Below are 836 nucleotides of genomic sequence, written 5' to 3'. Positions count from 1 at the left end.
TGGAAGAACAACGCGCATGCTTCAAAGAAGATTACGAAGCCAAGTAATAGTAGCCAAGAGAGGCGACCTTTAGAGAAATCTTTGAGCATTACAAGAAAATTCACGAATTTAGTCCTTCAATAAAATTAAAAAAGCCCTGATTACTCAGAGCTTTTTATCTTGGATAAGTTTCCTAATCAATGATTATTTTTCATTACTTAGATTCACTTATTCGTATCAGCCTACCAATTCGCCAATTAATGGCCGTTTGAGATGATTGATGTCACTTCGCCAGTGCGAGCCGTGATCCAACCTGCATCATAGAACCATGCGGTCATTGGCTCAACAAAGAACACGATTCCTGCAAGGCCAACCAGAGCCAGTACGATGGTGTAAGGCAGTGCCATAATAACCATACGACCGTAAGATAGGCGGATAAGTGGTGCTAGAGCCGAAGTCAGTAAGAATAGGAATGCCGCTTGGCCGTTTTGCGTTGCAACTGAAGGTAGGTTAGTACCCGTGTTGATAGCAACAGCAAGTAGGTCGAATTGGTCACGTGTGATGATACCGTCGACTAGAGCCGTCTTCACTTCGTTGATGTAAACCGTACCTACGAATACGTTGTCCGAAACCATCGAGAGGATACCGTTAGCCACGTAGAACAGAGCAAGTTGTGCACCTTTGTCTTCAACGTGAAGTACGGCATCGATAACTGGCTTAAATAGACCTTGGTCGATGATTACCGCAACGATAGAGAAGAATACAGCGAGTAGCGCGGTAAATGGCAGTGCCTCTTCAAATGCTTTACCCATTGAGTGCTCTTCGATAACACCAGTAAATGCAGTTGCAAGGATGAT

2 pseudogenes are annotated in these 836 nt (G+C 44.0%); both read right to left on the bottom strand.

Annotation, left to right across the window (positions count from 1 at the left end):
* Nucleotides 1-89 (bottom strand): annotated as a pseudogene (locus KIV40_RS30975) (disulfide bond formation protein B); the annotation flags it as partial.
* 147 nt (nucleotides 90-236) lie between these two features.
* Nucleotides 237-836, bottom strand: a pseudogene (locus tag KIV40_RS30970) (sodium/proton antiporter); the annotation flags it as partial.

The organism is Vibrio sp. D173a (assembly GCF_030248475.1).
Note: the sequence above shows the minus strand (reverse complement) of the source record. Positions and strands in the feature narration are given on the sequence as shown.